Genomic DNA, 15,971 nt, shown 5'->3' with positions numbered 1-15,971 from the left:
GTTGCCCGACTCGCTGTCCAGCGCTCTGGTGTTCCGGCTGGCGGGGCTGCCCTCGGCCGGCTACCGCGACGACGGACGCAGCTTCCTGCTGCGCTGGCCGGTGTCCAAGCCTTCCCGGCCCATGCACGCCGTACAGTCCTGGCATTGCCTTACCCGCGAGGCGCTGGCGCGCTGGGGGCTGCCGGCCGGCCCGGCCGCCCCCTCCCCCACGCTGGACCTGCCCCTCACGCCCGGCGCACCGGCAGGCTGCGGAAGACGCGCTGCGCGACGCCGGGCTGGCCGGCCGGCCCTTCGTGCTGATCGCCCCTACCGCCACCGGGCTGCACAAGGGCAGGATCAAGGTGTGGCCGGGATTCGACGCCCTTAGCCGTTCGTTACAGTCTGCCGGCCATATCGTGGTAATGTGCCCACCGCCGTCCGAAATCGACGAGGCCCGCCGCAACGCGCCCAGCGCGCAGCTGCTGCCGCCGCTGTCCCTGGGGGCTTTCGCCGCCCTGACCGCGCGCGCCCGGCTGGTCATCTGCAACGATTCCGGCGTTTCCCATGTGGCCGCCGCCGCGCTCGCGCCCGAACTCACCCTGTTCGGCGTGACGAGTCCGTCGCGGACCGGCCCATGGTCGCCCCGGGCGGTGTGCATGGGCGCGGACGGATCCTGGCCGTCCGTGCAGGAAGTCGACGCGCGGGCCCGGCAACTGCTCGGCGCGGCGTAAACCCAGGATATGCCTTCCTGGCCCCGGCAAGGCCTCGAGGCGAGGCAGTCACCGGATTGTTTGACATGACCATAGCCACTTACCTGACGAATCTGATCATCCCGCTAAATCTCTGTATCACGTTGGTCGTCGCCGGTCTGGTGCTGGGTCTGTTCCGCTTGCGCAAAACGGGCGCGGCGCTGATGGCCGCCGGCCTGATCTGGGCCCTGGCCTGGTCGCTGCCGGCCACTTCGCTCTGGCTGGGCGGGGCGCTCGAACACCGCTATCCCCACTTGCCGGCCGCGGAGTCGCCCACCGCCGACGCCATCGTGGTGCTGGGCGGCAATACGGCCAACGGCCGCGCCAACTGGTTCCTGCCCTACGACAGGCAGACCGCCGTCGTCCGCGTGGACACCGCGATGGAGCTCTACCGGGCCGGTCGCGCGCCGCGGGTGCTGCTGTCCGGCGGTGCGCTGGAGGGCGACGTGAGCGAAGCCAAGGGCATGGCCTACACGCTGCGCCAGCAGGGCGTGCCCGACGCCGCGCTGATCCTCGAGAACTCCAGCCGCACCACCTACGAAAACGCCGCCCTGACGGAAGACAAGCTCAAGGCGCGCGGCATACACACGATCCTGCTCGTTACCTCATCCCTGCACATGCCGCGCGCGATGGCGGCGTTTTCCAAGCAGGGCGTGCAGGCCATCGCGGCGCCCACGCCGCCGCAGATCGTGGTGCCCGAAGCCGAGAGCCGCGACCCGTTCTGGCCCTGGCTGCCCAACCAGCGCGCCTTCGACGCCAGCCGCTCCATCATCAAGGAGTACGCCGGCCTGTTCGTCTACTGGCTGCGCGGGTGGGTATGAACGCGGCGGTCCGCCCCGCGGGCGATCCGGCCGGTCCGCCGCCGGCGCCCGTCTCCTGCCGGCCGGGCTGCGGAGCCTGCTGCATCGCCCCTTCCATTACGCGGCCCCTGCCCGGCATGCCGCAAGGCAAGCCGGCCGGCGTGCCCTGCGCGCAACTGCTGCCGGACATGCGCTGCGCGGTGTTCGGCCGCCCCCGAGCGGCCGGACTTCTGCGGCGGCCTCCGGCCGCAGCGCGACATGTGCGGGCACAGCCGCGAACACGCGATAGCCTGGCTGGATGAGCTGGAGCGCGCCACCGCGCCGCAAGCATGAACGCGCCGCGCGCGGGTTCAGGCGCCGCGCTCGGCCAGCACGGCCCCGTATAGCGCTTCGTAGCGCAGGGCGACGTTTTCCCAGCTCTGGGCGCGGGCGATGGCCAGGCCGCGTTCGGCCAGCGCGGCCCGCAGTTCGGGCTCGGAACCCAGGCGCAGCAGGGCCTGGGCCAGCTGGCTGCCGTCGCGCGGGTCTTGCAGGATGAGCGCGTCGCGGCCGGCCGACAGGTACTGGGCGAAGCCGCAATAGTCGGGCGAGCTGACCACCACGGGCAGCCCGTGGGACATGGCCTCGAGCGGCGCCATGCCGTAGCTGTCGTTGAGCGTGGGATGGGCGTAGAGGTCGGCGGCGCCGAAATAACGCGCCACCTCCGGGGTGGGATCCACCAGGCTGACGCGGCCGGCCAGCGCGCCCTTGGCGCGCACGCGCTCGCGCGCGGCCCCGTCGGCGCCGACCACCAGCAGGCGGTAGTTGTCGGGCAACTGGGCCAGGGCGTCCAGCAAGGCGGGCAGGCCTTTGCGCAGGGGATTGCGCGCCACCAGCAGGCAGCCGATGGTGTCGTCGTTCCAGCCCAGGGATTCGCGCACTTCGCGCCGGCGCGACGGATCGACAGGCGGGGGCAGCTTCACGCCCGGCGCGATGATGTCCACCGGCAGCTCGGGGCCGTAGCTGCGATGCAGCTGGTCCTGGATGAGGCCGGAGACGGCGACGATGCGCCGCCCCGGGCCGCTGCGGACCCGGGCCCGTTCCAGCAGCAGGTAGGTGAGCAGGCGCGGGTTGACCCAGGCGCGCAGCCGCTTGAAGGGCTTGGCCCGGATGACGCGGCCGTAGCGCACCGGCGTGACGTGCATGACCTGGATTTCGCCCGCCCAGCCGTTCATGTGCGAGTGCACGATGTCGAACCGGCCGCGGGTGAGGCGATGGGCGCGCCACGCGAAGCAGGCCACCCGCATCCAGCTCGGCAGCCAGCCGGGAAAGCGGAGCAGCCGGCGGGCGAAGGGAAGATCGCTGTCGTAGTCGCGCGCCACGACGGTGATGTCGTGACGCTCGCCCAGCACGCGCATGAGTTCGACGCCATAGGCTTCGGCGCCGCCGAAACGATTGCCGAAACGGTCCACCAGCAGCGCGATGCGCAGCCGCCGCTCAACCATTGCGGCGGGAGTCTTCATAGCGGGTGAGGCATTTCTGCAGGAACCGGACGATGTTGGTCGAACGCGACACCGTGACCCGCGGCAGGCCGTAGGGATCGTCCGTGGCGGCGGCCAGCCCGCGCCGGGTGAGGGTGGCGTTGTCGTAGCCAGCCTCGCGGGCCATGACGCGGTGCTCGGGACCGTGATCGCCGTAGGGATAGCAGAAAGCCGTGACGGGTCCGCCGAGGGCCTGCTCGAGCTCGTCTTTCGACTGCGCGATCTGGCGGCGCGCCTCGTCGGGCGGCAGTTCCGGCAGGTGGACGTGGTCCAGCGTGTGCGAGCCTACCTCGTTGCCCGCCTGCGCCCATTCGCGCATTTCCTGCACCGACATGAGCGGCGAGAACGGGATGCCTTTTTCCAGATCCCAGACGTTGCCGCCGTCGAACTGGTGCGCCACGAAATAATTGGTGGCGGTAAAGCCCATTTCGCTCAGTATCGGCATGGCATTGCGGTGCACGTTGCGGTAGCCGTCATCGAAGGTGATGCCGAAGACCTTCCCCTGGCGTTCGCCCCGCACGTACGGCATGAGGTCGCGCATGGACAGGCCTCGATAGCCCAGGCGGCGCATCCAGCGCATCTGGCGGGCGAAGCTGTCCGGGTGCACCGTCAGGCCCCGATACGGCGTGCCCTTGGGGTTGGGCTCGCCGATCTGGTGATACATGAGGATAGGAATAGACATGGCCCGAATTATAAGGGCTCAGTGTCCGTCCAGCGTACGCTGGTACACCTCCATCGTGGCGCGGGCGAAACGCTCGAGGTTGAAATCGCGCACCGCGGTGGCGCGGGCCTGCATACCCATCTGGCGGACGCGCTCGGGATCGTCCAGCATGAGGCGCAGCCTGGCGGTCATGGCGGCCACGTCGCGCGCCGGCACGATCCAGCCGTCCACGCCGTCGGTGACGTTCTCGGGCAGGCCGCCCGCGTCCGACACCAGGGCGGGCAGGCCCAGCCCCATGATCTCGCGGCATGCGAATGACAGGGCCTCGCGGTAGGACAGCACGAAGCCCGCATGGCACGACGCCAGCGCGGCGCGAACGTCGTCGAGCAGCCCGGGAAAGACGACCTGGTCGATCATGCCGAGCTCGCGCACGCGGGCCAGCTTGGCCTCGGAGGGCGGGTCGCCCGCCACCAGCAGCCGCACGCGCGCCTTGTCCGCCGGGGGGAGCGCCGCCGCGGCGGCCACCAGGTCGAGCCAGCCCTTGTCGTAGTCGGTGCCGCCGGCGCTGCCCAGCAGCAGCTTGCCGCGCCAGTCGGGGCCGAAGAAGATCTCGCGCAGCTTGTCCAGGCTTTCGGGCGGCGGCGGCGCGAAGAAGTTCGTGTCGATGCCGTGGCGGATGGTCGTGATGGGGCGGCGCTTGTAGGGCGAATTTTCCATCAGGCGGCGCACGTAATCGCTGACCGCGATGCTGTGGTCGGTGGCCAGGCGGGCGCGCAGCCAGTTGCCCAGGCTGGTCACCGGGTGGTCGTTGTGCTTGGTGAAGACGATGCGCGGACGCTCGGCCAGGGCCAGCGTGGCGAACATTACCTGCTTGTGGTCGGCCGAGCCGTTGCAGTGAATGAGGTCGTAGCCGCCCTGGCGGATCAGCCGGCGCAGTTGCGCGCGCTCGCCCAGCAGCGCGGCGGGACGCGACGAATACTGCATGGGCACCGCCGTCACGCCCGGAATGGCCTTGGCGTAGCGGTAGAGCCGGCTGGTTTCGGGCGTGGCGACGGTGATCTGGTGGCTGCCCGCCAGCGCCTTGGCCAGGTTGATGATGTAGGTCACATGGCCGCCGCCGTTGCGGCCATGGAAATTGGTGTACAGGATTCTCACGGCTTCTTTCCGGCCAGGAACATCAGCTTGGCATAGCGGAAGAAACTGCCGGCCGCCGCGGTGACGGCCAGCACCAGCCCGTGGCGGCCGTCCAGGAAGCCGCGGCGTATCAGGTAGATACGCACGAAAGTCCAGAAACCGTGGCCCAGCGCCCCCAGCACACCCGTGCGCCGGCCCTTGGCGTACATCATGGCGGCGGCGTCGGACGAATAGCGGTTGACCTTGTTGATGAGCGCGTCGAGGTTGTCGTAGGGATAGTGGCGGAAATAGCCGGCAAGGCGCAGCGGCCGGCCGCGGGCCGGCACCACGCGCTCGTGCACGGCGGCATCGGTGAAGCGGGCGGACCCGCGCCTGAAGAGGCGCAGCACGTAGTCGGGCCACCAGCCGCTGTGGCGGATGTCGCGGCCGCAGAAGTTCGACAGGCGCGCGATCTCGTAGCAATCGGCGGCGGGCGCGCGCAGCGTGTCCTGGATTTCGCGGGCCAGTTCGGGCGTGACGCGTTCGTCGGCGTCGATGGACAGCACCCAGTCGCCGGTGGCCAGGTCGAGCGCGCGGTTCTTCTGCGGGCCGAACCCGGGCCAGTCGGGGGTGATTTCCACGCGCGCGCCCAGCGCCCGCGCCAGCTCCACGGTGCCGTCGGTGCTGCCCGAGTCCACCACGATGAATTCGTCAGCGAACGACACGGATTTCAGACATTCGGCGATGTTGGCCGCCTCGTTCTTGGTGATGATGATGACCGATAGCTTCATCCGCGATTCCTAAGACGCTTTTTCCATGCCTTCCAGGCGTGATAACGGGGCCCCCAGAAGGGATGGCGCGAAAGCCAGATGCGCCGGTTCAGCCACGCGCCGCCCTGGTTGCGCACCGCGAAGCGGTAGATGTGCTCCGGGTCGGCCCCCGGCCGGTTCTGGCCGAAAGGGTCGGTAGTGTACAGGTGGCGGAACCCGGCTTCGCGGGCGGCCTCGAGGTAGTCGGCGTCGAAATAGCCCTGGGGCCAGCACAGGTGGTCGCTGGCCTGGCCCAGGCGCCTGGCCAGGGTGTCGCGCGACACGCGCAGCTCCTCTTCGATGTGCCCGCGCTTGGCCGCCGCGTCCTGGCCGCAGACCCGGTCCCAGCGCGTGTGGGTATGCGTGTGCGAATGGAATTCGAAGGTGCCCGCCGCGCGCATGGCCTCGATTTCGCTCCAGCGCAGCATCACCTCGTCGGTGCGGCCCTCGGCAATGAGCTGCTTGCAGGCATGGTGGTCGGGCGTGGGCGGCAGCACGCCGCCCTGCCCCGCATGCGGGCGCGCCGGGCCGTCGCCGATCCACCCGGTAATGGTGAACAGCACGGCGCGCATGCCGTAGCGCTGCAGGACCGGATGCGCGTATATCCAGTTGTTGAGGTAGCCGTCGTCGAAGGTGATGAGCACGGACCGCTCGGGCACGCTGCCGCCTGCCAGGAACAGGGAAAACTCGTCGGTGCCCAATGACTGGTAGCCCGCGCGCGCGAGCCGGGCAATCTGGTCTTCGAAAACCTGGGGCGTGGCCGCGATCATGCCGCCGGCGGGCGTGACGTGGTGGTACATCAGCACCGGGATGTTCGGGGCGTTCATGCGCGCCGCTCCGCGAGCCACTTGAGGTAGACGGCCTCGGTGGTTTCGGCCAGGCGGGCGGGCGAGAACACGCCCTCTTCCCAGACCCTCTTGCGGCCCGCTTCGCCCATGCGCCGGCGCAGGCCGGGATCGTCGATGAGGCGCCGCAGGGCGTCGGTCAGGGCCGCCGGATTCCGGGGCGGCACCAGGATGCCCGTGACGCCGTCGCGGAACATTTCGGACACGCCGCCCACGTCGGTGCCGATGACCGGCAGGCCGCTGGCCTGCGCCTCGACGTAGACGGTGCCCGAGGCTTCCTGCTGCGTGGCCAGCGCGAACAGGTCGAAGCCGGCCAGCAGGTTGGGCACGTCGCGCCGCGTGCCCAACAGATGGATGCGGTTTTCCAGGCCGCGCTGGGCCACGTAGGCCTGGGTCTGCTCGAACACCGGCGAGCCCCCGCCCACGAACACCAGGTGCAGGTGCGGGCGCTCGGCCATCAGCGGGGCGATGGCGTCGATGAGGTCTTTATGGCCCTTGGTGGCGCGCATCACGGCCACGCAGCCCACCACCACGTCGTCGGGCGACAGCCCCAGTTCCCGGCGCAGGGTGGAATGCTCCACGGGCGCGGGCAGCACCACCGGCGAATACACCGTGGCGACGCGGTCGGGCGGAACGCCGCGGTCGATGAGATGCTGACGCACGTGGTCGCTCACGGTGGTCACGCGATGCGGCAGCCAGGTGTATGACCAGAGCGAGCCCACTCTGTTGGACAGGTGGCGCGTGCGCACGATGAGCGGGGTGCCCGCCAGCCGCCCGGCCGCCGCCGCGATGACGGTGTCGCGCCGGCTATGCGTGTTGAGCACGTCGAAACGGCCTTGCCTGAGGATGCGCCGGACGGCGGCCACGCCGCGCAGATAGTTGAGCGGGCCGTCCATGTCGAGGGTGTGCACGGTGAAGCCTGCGTCGGACAGGCGCTGGGCCAGCAGCGCCTGGGGCTGGCAAATGGCCTCCATGTGATGGCCGCGCGCGCGCATGGCCGTCATTTCCTTGAAAATGCGGCCTTCCTGGCCGCCGAAGCTGGTGGCCGCCTCGGAATGCACGATGCGCAGCGGATGCATCAGTAAGTGACCTCCACGAGCTCGGGCCGGGTCCAGGCATTGAGGTTCTCCAGCAGCGCGTCGGCCATGCGCACGCGCCATTCCTCGCCGAGCCGGACCGTGCAGAGAAAGTTGTCGCGCGCGTAGACCACGTCCACCGGCACGCCGGGGATGCCGTTCTCGGGCTCGGCGCGGAAGGGATTGAGCATCTGCCGCAGGCGGACGGCGTCGGCCGTGCCGTTGAGCTTGATGCGCAGCGAGCGGGCCCGGGCCTCGCGCGCGAGCTGCAGGTCGTAGAGCTGCTCGGCCACGATGCGCATGCCGCCGGAATACTCGTCGTTGCTGACCTTGCCCTGCACGATGAGGAGCTGGTCTTCACGCAGCCGGTTGCGGTGTTTTTCGTACAGTTCGTTGAAAACCGAGATTTCCACCTGCGCGGTGCCGTCGTCGAGCACGGCGAACACCATCTTGCCGCGCCGCGTCATCATGGTGCGCACGCTGGCCAGCACGCCGCACATCCATTGCAGGTCGCGCTGCGGCTCGATGCGCGCGAGCTGCATGGGCACGATGCGCCGCACCTCGTCGCGCCAGTGGTCGAACAGGTGGCCGCTGAAGTAGTAGCCCAGCGCGGCTTTTTCCTCGGTGAGCTTGGCGTGCAGATCCCAGGGCGGCACCTTGGCCAGCTCCTGGGCCACCACGTCGCCGCTGTCGTCGCCGAAGAGCGAAGCCTGGTTGGCGCTGCGCGCGGCCTGCTCCGCGGCTTCCATGGCCGTGGGCACGGAAGCCAGCATGGCGGCGCGGTTCGGCTCGATGGAATCGAATGCCCCAGCCTTGATGAGGGCCTCGATGGTGCGCCGGTTGACGGCGTGCTTGCTGACCCGGCGGCAGAAATCGAACAGGTTGAGGAAGGGGCCGCCTTCCTTGCGCGCACGCAGGATGTCCTCGACCGCGCCCTGGCCGGTGCCCTTGACCGCCCCCAGGCCGTAGCGCATGGTGCGCGGCGGCTTGCCCTGCTCGGTGTACTTGTCGGCCACCGGCTCGAAGCGGTAGCCGGAGTGGTTCACGTCGGGCGGCAGCACCTCCACGCCGTTTTCCTGGGCGTCGCGGCAGAAGGTCTGCACCTTGTCGGTGTCGTCCATGTCGGACGACATGGTGGCGGCCAGGAATTCGGTGGGATGGTAGGCCTTGAGCCACGCGGTCTGGTAGGAAATGAGCGCATAGGCCGCCGAGTGCGACTTGTTGAAGCCGTAGCCCGCGAACTTTTCCATGAGGTCGAAGAGCTTGACCGCGAGGTCGGGGTCGTGCCCCTTCTCCTTGGCGCCCTTCTCGAACAGCTCGCGGTGCTTGGCCATTTCCTCGGGCTTTTTCTTGCCCATGGCCCGCCGCAGCAGGTCGGCGCCGCCCAGCGAATAGCCGCCGATGATCTGCGAGATCAGCATCACCTGTTCCTGGTAGACGATGACCCCGTAGGTGCTCTTGAGCGTGCTTTCCAGGTCGGGGTGGAAGTAGTCCACCGCCGCGCGGCCGTGCTTGCGGTTGACGAAGTCGTCCACCATGCCGGATTCGAGCGGCCCCGGGCGGTACAGGGCCAGCATGGCGATGATGTCTTCGAAGGTATTGGGGCGCAGCTTCTTGAGCAGCTCTTTCATGCCGCGCGATTCGAGCTGGAACACGGCCGTGGTGTTCGCGTCGCACAGGATCTTGTAGGCCGCCGGGTCGTCCAGCGGCAGCGCCATCACGTCGAAGTCGCGCTTGTCGGCATTGAACTGGCGCACGTAGCGCACGGCCCAGTCCAGGATGGTGAGGTTGCGCAGCCCCAGGAAGTCGAACTTCACCAGGCCAGCCGCTTCCACGTCGTCTTTGTCGAATTGCGAGACGGCGCTGTTCTCCTGGCCGGGCTGGCAGTACAGCGGGCAGAAGTCGGTGAGCTTGCCCGGGGCGATGAGCACGCCGCCGGCGTGCATGCCGATGTTGCGGGTCAGTCCTTCGAGCGGCTTGGCCAGGTCGACCAGCGCGCGCACTTCCTCTTCCTGCTCGTAGCGCTCCTTGAAGGCGGGCTCTTCCTTCAGCGTGCGCTCCAGCGACCACGGATCCATGGGGTTGAACGGGATCAGCTTGGACAGGCCGTCGCAGAACATATAGGGCATGTCCAGCACCCGCCCGGCGTCGCGCACCACGGCCTTGGCGCCCAGGGTGCCGAAGGTGGCGATCTGGCTCACCGCGTCGCGCCCGTATTTCGACTTGACGTAGTCGATGACGCGTTCGCGGTTGTCCTGGCAGAAGTCGATATCGAAGTCGGGCATGGACACCCGCTCCGGATTCAGGAAGCGTTCGAACAGCAGGTCGTAGCGGATGGGGTCCAGGTCGGTGATGCCCAGCGCGTAGGCCACCAGCGAGCCCGCGCCCGAGCCCCGGCCCGGGCCCACGGGCACGCCATTCTTCTTGCCCCAGTTGATGAAGTCCTGCACGATGAGAAAGTAGCCGGGAAAGCCCATCTGGATGATGGTCTTGCACTCCATGCGCAGCCGCTCGTAGTACTGGTCGCGCCGGGCGGCGCGCTCGGTCTCGTCGGGAAACAGGAACGCCAGGCGCTTTTCCAGCCCTTGCTCGGAGAGCTGCACCAGGTAGTCGTCCAGCGAGACGCCGTCGGGCGTGGGAAAGTTGGGCAGGCGCGGCTTGCCCAGCACCAGGCTGAGGTTGCACCGCTTGGCGATCTCCACCGTGTTGGCCAGCGCCGACGGCACGTCGGCGAAGCGGCGCGCCATTTCCTCGGAACTGAGCAGGTACTGCTCCTTGGTGAAACGGCGCACCCGCCGGGGGTTGGCCAGGATCTCGCCCTCGGCGATGCAGACGCGGGCCTCGTGGGCCTGGAATTCCTCCGGGTCCAGGAACTGCACCGGATGCGTGGCCACCACGGGCAGGCCGGCCTCGGCCGCCAGCCGCATGGCCGCCTGGGTGTAGGCTTCGTCGCCGTCGAAACCGGCGCGCTGCAGCTCGATGTAGTAGCAGCCCGGGAACATGTGCGCCCATTGGCGCGCCAGGGCCAGCGCCGACACCGCATTGCCCGCGTCCAGCGCCTGGCCCACGTCGCCGGCGCGTGCGCCCGACAGCACGATCAGGCCCTCCTGGCCTTGCAGCCATTCGCGCCGGATCTCGGCCCGGCCCTTGCCCTGGTTGGTGAGGAAAGCCCGGGTCAGCAGCTCGCAGAGGTTCAGATAGCCCTGGTGGTTGCGCACCAGCAGCAGCAGGCGGAACGGCTTCTCGCGGTCTTCGTCGTTGGTGATCCAGACGTCGCACCCGGCGATGGGCTTGAGGCCGGCGCCGCGGGCGCCCTTGTAGAACTTGATGAGCCCGAACAGGTTGGCGAGGTCGGTGAGCGCCACGGCGGGCTGGCCCAGCCTGGCGACCCGCTTGATGAGATCGGGAATCCGGACGATGCCGTCCACCACCGAGAACTCGGAATGGACGCGCAGGTGGACAAAGGGGGACGGGTTCGTTACGGCTTCGGACATAGCTGGAATTGTACCCAGTCGGCGGCTTTCCAAGCAGGGCCCGCCCGCACGGCGTGTGCCACAATATGCGCTGGCTCCACCCCGCTGCACCACGAGATTGACGTATGAAATGGCTGATCCCCGGAATATGGCTGGCCGCCATCCTCTTCGCCCACTTCCGCGGCCGCGTCAGGCTGCCGCTGGGCAGGCAGTTGCTGGATCATTCGGTGCTGCTCGCGCCCGTCAATGCCTTCATGGTGCTCGCGTCCCGCGTGCCCACCACGCCCTACCTGACCACCAGCGAAATCGCCGAGCTGAAGGTGCTGGACGACAACTGGGAAACCATCCGCGAGGAAGCCCTGCGCATGGCGGAGATGCGGCGCATCAAGGCCGCCGAGGCGCACAACGACATCGGCTTCAATTCCTTCTTCAAGTACGGCTGGAAGCGCTTCTACCTCAAGTGGTATGAGGCCCGCCACCCCTCGGCCGAAGAGCTCTGCCCCAAGACCGTCGCCATCCTGAAGACGCTGCCCAAGGTGAAGGCCGCCATGTTCGCCGAGCTGCCGCCGGGCGGGAAGCTCAACCCGCACCGCGACCCGTTCGCCGGTTCGCTGCGCTATCACCTGGGGCTGTCCACCCCCAACGACGACGGCTGCCACATCATCGTCGACGGCGACGCCTACAGCTGGCGCGACGGCGAAAGCGTGGTCTTCGACGAAACCTACGTGCACGAAGCCTACAACCGCACGGACCGCAACCGCATCATTCTCTTCTGCGACGTGGAGCGCCCGCTGAAGTGGCGCTGGGCCGAGGCGTTCAACCGCTGGTTCGGCCGCGTGGTCATGTCGGCCGCCAGCTCGCCCAACGACGGCGGCGACCAGACCGGCGCCATCAACAAGCTCACGCATGCGCACTGGGTCATCGACCAGAAGCGCAAGGCTTTCAAGGCCTGGAACAAGACCGTCTACAAGGCGACCAAGTTCGGCCTCATCATCCTGGTGATCGCGGGATTCCTGGCGATCTGACGGCCCCGGCAAGCGCCCGGCCCCGGCGCGGCGCCGCCGGGGCTAGCGCCGCAGCGACTCCCAGCTTTTCATCAGCCGCTTGACCGACACCGGCATGGGGGTGCGCAGCTCCTGCGCGAACAGCGCCACGCGCAGCTCCTCCAGCAGCCAGCGGAACTCGTCCAGGCGCGGGTCGGGCGCCCCCTTCAGGGCGGCCCGGGCGCGCTGGTACTGCGTCAGCAGCGGGGCCATTTCGCCCACCAGGCGGGCGTCGCGCGCGGGGTCGGCGCGCAGCTTGTCGATGCGGGCGGCGACCGCCTTCAGGTAGCGCGGAAAATGCGCGAGCTGCGCGTAGGGCGTGTCGCGGATGAACCACTTGGGCATGAGCGCGCCCAACTGCTGCTGGATGTCGGCATGCGCGGCCGCGTGCGGCTTGGCCTGGGGCAGCTTGCGCTGCACGGCCCCGTATTCGGCGAGGATGGCGCCCGCCAAGCGCGCGACTTCCTGCGCCAGCAGGCCCAGGCGTCCCTTGCCCTCGGCGCGGCGCGCCTCGAATTCGGTTTCGTTCACGGGCCAGGGCTCGGCCAGGCAAGCCTGGCCGAGCGCGCAGTCGATGATCTGGTCGCGCAGTTCCTCTTGCGTGCCCAGCGTCATGTAGAGCATGCTGATCCGGGTGAGATCGGCCAGGTTCTTTTCCAGGAACTTGACCTGCTCGCGCAGGCCCAGGCGGAACAGCCGCAGCAGGCCGGCCCGGTGGTGCTTGCGCGCCTCTTCCGGATCGTCGAACACGTCCAGGTCGCAATGGCCGCCGCGGTCGACCAGGGCGGGATAGCCGATCACCGACTGCCCCGCCCCGCCTGATCTCCATGATTTCGGGCAGCGGGCCGAACGTCCAGCCGGTGAGGTTCTCGTGCGCGAGCGCCTGCGCCACGTCGGCATCGCGCGCGGCCAGTTGCTGGAACGTGGCCTGGGCCTGCTTGCCGAATTCGGCCCGCAACTGCGCCAGGTTGCGCCCGGCGGCCAGCATCCGGCCGTGCTCGTCGATCACGCGGAAATTCATGAAAAGATGGGGCGGCAGGGTTTCGAGCTTGAAGTCGGCCGCCGCCGGGCGCACCTGCACCTGTTCCCACATGTCTGCGATGATCGCCTCGACCAGCCCCTGGCCGGGGTCGGCCAGCCGCTCGAACCAGCGGTCGTAGAAGCCGGCGGCGTAGTCCGGCAGCGGCACGCAATGCCGGCGCAGCTTCTGCGGCAGCGACTTCAACAGCAGGTGCACCTTTTCTTTGAGCATGCCGGGCACGAGCCATTCGCAGCGCGCCGGGTCGATCTGGTTGAGGGCGAAGAGCGGCACCGAGAGAGTCACGCCGTCGCGCGGCGAGCCGGGCTCGAAATGGTAGTCCAGCGCCATGGAGACGCCCTGCCACTCGACCTTCTTGGGAAAAACGTCGGTGGTGACGCCGGCCGCTTCATGCCGCATGAGCTCGTCGCGGGTGAGCAGCAGCCGGGCGGCCTCGGCCTTGTCCAGCCCGCCCACCCACTTCTCCAGCGCCGCGGTCTGGGAAATGCCCGCCGGAAGCTGGCGGTCGTAGAAGGCGTAGATCAGCTCGTCGTCGACCAGGATGTCCGGGCGGCGCGTCTGGTGCTCCAGCTTCTCGATGCCCGCGATGAGCTTGCGGTTGTGCGCCACGAAGGGCAGGCGCGTGTCGATCTCGCCCGGCACCAGCGCCTGGCGGATGAACAGCTCGCGCGCATGCCCGGGATTGACGCGGCCGTAGTGCACGCGGCGGCCGGAATAGACTGTCAGGCCGTACAGGGTGGCGCGCTCGTTGGCCACGACTTGGCCCGCCTTCTTTTCCCAGCGGGGATCGGACCAGTTGCGCCGCAGCAGGTGGGCGGCCGCCCGCTCCAGCCAGGCGGGCTCGATGCGCGCCACGCAGCGGGCGTACAGGCGGGTAGTCTCGACCAGTTCGGCCGCCACGATCCAGCGTCCGGCTTTCTTGGCCAGGCGCGAACCGGGATGGATGTGGAAGCGGATGTCGCGCGCGCCCTGGTACTGGCCGCCCTCCTCGCTCTTGAAGCCGATATTGCCCAGCAGGCCGGCCAGCAGCGCCATGTGCAGCTGCTCGTAGGTGGCCTCGGTCTGGTTCAGCCGCCAGCCCTGTTCGCCCACCAGCGCGGCGAGCTGGGAGTGCACGTCGTGCCATTCGCGCAGCCGGACGGGAGAGAGGAAGTTCTGGCGCAGCAGCGCCACCAGCTTGCGTTGCGAAGCCTTGTGCTGCACCTGTTCGCCGTACCAGCGCCACAGCTTCAGGAAAGAAATGAATTCGGACTTGTCATCGGCGAACTTGGCGTGCGCGGCCTCGGCCGCCTCGCGCTCCTGCATGGGGCGGTCGCGCGGGTCCTGCACGGACAGGGCCGAGGCGATGACGAGCATTTCGGCCAGGCATTGCTGTTCGCGCGCCGCGAGGATCATGCGGCCGATGCGCGGGTCCACCGGCAGCTTGGCCAGTTCGTGCCCGGTGCGGGTCAGCACCAGGCCCGCGCCGCCCTGGCCGCCGTCCTCGCCTTCGTGGCCGTCGGCCCGCTCGATGGCGCCCAGTTCCTGCAGCAGGTGGTAGCCGTCGGCCACGGCGCGCCCGGGCGGCGCCTCCACGAAGGGGAACTGCTCGATGTCGTCCAGCTTGAGCGACTTCATGCGCAGGATCACCGAGGCCAGCGAGGAGCGCAGCACTTCCGGATCGGTGAACGGGGCGCGGGCGTTGAAGTCCTGCTCGTCGTACAGCCGGATGCACACGCCCGGCCCCACGCGGCCGCAGCGGCCGGCGCGCTGGTTGGCCGAGGCGCGGCTGATCGGCTCGATGCGCAGCTGCTCCACCTTGTTGCGCCACGAATACCGCTTGATGCGGGCCAGGCCGCTGTCGACCACGAAGCGGATGCCCGGCACCGTGAGCGAGGTTTCGGCCACGTTGGTGGCCAGCACGATGCGCCGCGCGTTGCCGCGGGGGTGGAAAATCTGCTCCTGCTCGGCCTGCGACAGCCGGGCGTAGAGCGGCAGCACGTCGGTGGCCGCGGGATGATGCTTGCGCAGTGCCTCGGCCGCCTCGCGGATCTCGCGCTCGCCGGGCAGGAAGACCAGCACGTCGCCCGGGCCGTGGCGCGCGCACTCGTCCACGGCATCCACGATGGCGTCGATGAGATCGCGCTCCTCGTCGCCGGACATGCGCTCGCGTCCGGGCCTGGCCGCCGCGGCCTCGTCGCCCTGGGCCTCCTGGCGCACGGTACGGTAGCGGATTTCCACCGGATAAAGCCGGCCCGACACTTCGATCACCGGCGCGGGACGGCCGTCGGCGGCCGCGAAATGCCGGGCGAAGCGTTCCGCGTCGATGGTGGCCGAGGTGATGATGACCTTGAGGTCGGGCCGGCGCGGCAGCAGCTGCTTGAGATAGCCCAGCAGGAAATCGATGTTCAGGCTGCGCTCGTGCGCCTCGTCGATGATGATGGTGTCGTAGCGGCGCAGCAGCGGATCGCGCTGGGACTCGGCCAGCAAGATGCCGTCGGTCATCAGCTTGATGGACGCATTCGGGCCGGTGCGGTCGTTGAAGCGCACCTGGTAGCCCACGACCTCGCCCATGGGCGTGTGCAGCTCTTCGGCGATGCGCTTGGCCACCGAAGTCGCCGCCAGGCGGCGCGGCTGGGTGTGGCCGATCATGCGCTGACGGCCCCGCCCCAGCTCCAGGCAGATCTTGGGCAGCTGCGTGGTCTTGCCCGAACCCGTCTCGCCGCTGACGATGACCACCTGGTTGGCCGAGATGGCGCGCGCGATCTCCTCGCGCCGCGCGCTGACGGGCAGGTCTTCGGGATAGCTGACCGCGGGAATCGGGCGCTCGGGACGCGGCGGCTGCGCCCCGGCATGGCGCGGCGCGCGGCGGGGGCGGCGGGGGA

Annotated in this window: 9 protein-coding genes and 3 pseudogenes; 4 read left to right on the top strand and 8 right to left on the bottom strand. The window is 69.1% G+C overall.

Annotated features, from left to right (window positions below; translation table 11 throughout):
* From AD428_RS10110 to AD428_RS27740, 3 genes and pseudogenes are all read left to right on the top strand, one after another.
* Positions 1-710: pseudogene (locus AD428_RS10110) on the top strand (glycosyltransferase family 9 protein); the annotation flags it as partial.
* A gap of 65 nt (positions 711-775) precedes the next feature.
* Complete coding sequence (locus AD428_RS10105) at positions 776-1,549, top strand: YdcF family protein (RefSeq protein WP_053245079.1); 774 nt, start codon at positions 776-778, stop codon at positions 1,547-1,549.
* Positions 1,546-1,861: pseudogene (locus AD428_RS27740) on the top strand (YkgJ family cysteine cluster protein). The gene AD428_RS10105 and the pseudogene AD428_RS27740 overlap by 4 nt, the downstream one beginning before the upstream one ends.
* A gap of 17 nt (positions 1,862-1,878) precedes the next feature.
* Here AD428_RS27740 and AD428_RS10100 read toward each other — a convergent pair.
* From AD428_RS10100 to dnaE, 7 genes are read right to left on the bottom strand one after another with little or no spacing between them, the layout of a single operon-like run.
* The gene (locus AD428_RS10100) at positions 1,879-3,030 is read right to left on the bottom strand and encodes a glycosyltransferase family 4 protein (protein WP_082308350.1); all 1,152 of its coding nucleotides are present in this window, start codon (positions 3,028-3,030) and stop codon (positions 1,879-1,881) included.
* The gene (locus tag AD428_RS10095; RefSeq protein ID WP_152968039.1) at positions 3,005-3,730 is read right to left on the bottom strand and encodes a polysaccharide deacetylase family protein; all 726 of its coding nucleotides are present in this window, start codon (positions 3,728-3,730) and stop codon (positions 3,005-3,007) included. Before AD428_RS10095 ends, AD428_RS10100 begins: the two co-directional genes overlap by 26 nt.
* 18 nt (positions 3,731-3,748) lie before the next feature.
* The gene (locus tag AD428_RS10090; RefSeq protein WP_053245077.1) at positions 3,749-4,864 is read right to left on the bottom strand and encodes a glycosyltransferase; all 1,116 of its coding nucleotides are present in this window, start codon (positions 4,862-4,864) and stop codon (positions 3,749-3,751) included.
* Positions 4,861-5,613 carry a glycosyltransferase family 2 protein gene (locus AD428_RS10085; protein WP_053245076.1) on the bottom strand — a complete coding sequence of 251 codons (753 nt, stop codon included), beginning with the start codon at positions 5,611-5,613 and terminating at the stop codon, positions 4,861-4,863. Before AD428_RS10085 ends, AD428_RS10090 begins: the two co-directional genes overlap by 4 nt.
* Positions 5,610-6,458: a polysaccharide deacetylase family protein gene (locus AD428_RS10080; protein ID WP_053245075.1), complete on the bottom strand. Its 849-nt coding sequence runs from the start codon at positions 6,456-6,458 to the stop codon at positions 5,610-5,612. Before AD428_RS10080 ends, AD428_RS10085 begins: the two co-directional genes overlap by 4 nt.
* Positions 6,455-7,555, bottom strand: coding sequence for a glycosyltransferase family 4 protein (locus AD428_RS10075; RefSeq protein WP_053245074.1), 1,101 nt, complete (start codon positions 7,553-7,555; stop codon positions 6,455-6,457). Before AD428_RS10075 ends, AD428_RS10080 begins: the two co-directional genes overlap by 4 nt.
* The gene (gene dnaE / locus AD428_RS10070; RefSeq protein ID WP_053245073.1) at positions 7,555-11,046 is read right to left on the bottom strand and encodes a DNA polymerase III subunit alpha; all 3,492 of its coding nucleotides are present in this window, start codon (positions 11,044-11,046) and stop codon (positions 7,555-7,557) included. Before dnaE ends, AD428_RS10075 begins: the two co-directional genes overlap by 1 nt.
* Before the next feature lie 104 nt (positions 11,047-11,150).
* On the opposite strand from dnaE, the gene lpxO reads away from it, so the two are divergent.
* A complete protein-coding gene (gene lpxO, locus AD428_RS10065) occupies positions 11,151-12,050 on the top strand; it encodes a lipid A hydroxylase LpxO (protein WP_053245072.1) in 900 nt (299 codons plus the stop codon).
* Positions 12,051-12,092: 42 nt separating this feature from the next.
* Here lpxO and hrpA read toward each other — a convergent pair.
* Positions 12,093-15,971 (bottom strand): annotated as a pseudogene (hrpA, locus tag AD428_RS10060) (ATP-dependent RNA helicase HrpA); the annotation flags it as partial.

The organism is Achromobacter sp. DMS1 (genome assembly GCF_001270295.1).
Note: the sequence above shows the minus strand (reverse complement) of the source record. Positions and strands in the feature narration are given on the sequence as shown.

Excerpts from the sequence above, each read along its gene's own strand:
- AD428_RS10105 (WP_053245079.1), top strand. The coding sequence starts at position 776 with ATGACCATAGCCACTTACCTGACGAATCTGATCATCCCGCTAAATCTC.
- AD428_RS10100 (WP_082308350.1), bottom strand. The coding sequence starts at position 3,030 with ATGAAGACTCCCGCCGCAATGGTTGAGCGGCGGCTGCGCATCGCGCTG.
- AD428_RS10095 (WP_152968039.1), bottom strand. The coding sequence starts at position 3,730 with ATGTCTATTCCTATCCTCATGTATCACCAGATCGGCGAGCCCAACCCC.
- AD428_RS10085 (WP_053245076.1), bottom strand. The coding sequence starts at position 5,613 with ATGAAGCTATCGGTCATCATCATCACCAAGAACGAGGCGGCCAACATC.
- AD428_RS10080 (WP_053245075.1), bottom strand. The coding sequence starts at position 6,458 with ATGAACGCCCCGAACATCCCGGTGCTGATGTACCACCACGTCACGCCC.
- AD428_RS10075 (WP_053245074.1), bottom strand. The coding sequence starts at position 7,555 with ATGCATCCGCTGCGCATCGTGCATTCCGAGGCGGCCACCAGCTTCGGC.
- dnaE (WP_053245073.1), bottom strand. The coding sequence starts at position 11,046 with ATGTCCGAAGCCGTAACGAACCCGTCCCCCTTTGTCCACCTGCGCGTC.
- lpxO (WP_053245072.1), top strand. The coding sequence starts at position 11,151 with ATGAAATGGCTGATCCCCGGAATATGGCTGGCCGCCATCCTCTTCGCC.